This is a genomic window from Caulobacter sp. 10L414, assembly GCF_056395525.1.
On record NZ_JBFTJR010000147.1, the window covers coordinates 1 to 440 of the forward strand.

The following is a 440-nucleotide window of genomic DNA, read 5'->3' on the forward strand; positions in this document are numbered from 1 at the left end:
CCCGCGGAAACCCGTCTTCCCTCTTTCTCCCGGTTGCCAGCATGTCCACCCCATCCCTTTCGCCGCTCACCGCACTGTCTCCCATCGATGGCCGTTATGCCGCCAAGGCCGACGCGCTGCGCGAGTGGCTCTCCGAGGCGGCCTTCATGCGTAATCGCGTGAAGGTCGAGGTCAACTGGCTGATCGCCCTGGCCCAGGCCGGCCTGCCGGACGTGCCGAAGTTCTCGGCCGATTCCGAGGCGAAGCTGCAGGCACTGGTGGAGAACTTCACCGAAGCCGACGCCGCCCGCATCAAGGACATCGAGGCCGTGACCAACCACGACGTCAAGGCCGTGGAGTACTGGCTCAAGGAACAGGTCAAGGGCAACGCCGAGCTGGAGGCCGCGAGCGAGTTCATCCACTTCGCCTGCACCTCGGAAGACATCAACAACACCTCGCAC

1 protein-coding gene is annotated in these 440 nt (G+C 64.5%); it reads left to right on the forward strand.

Going from position 1 to position 440, the window contains the following annotated elements; genetic code table 11:
* Positions 1 to 41: 41 nt before the first annotated feature.
* Positions 42 to 440, forward strand: a 399-nt coding sequence (locus AC1DCG_RS25135; protein WP_477041757.1) for a lyase family protein, incomplete at its 3' end; no start/stop codon positions are given.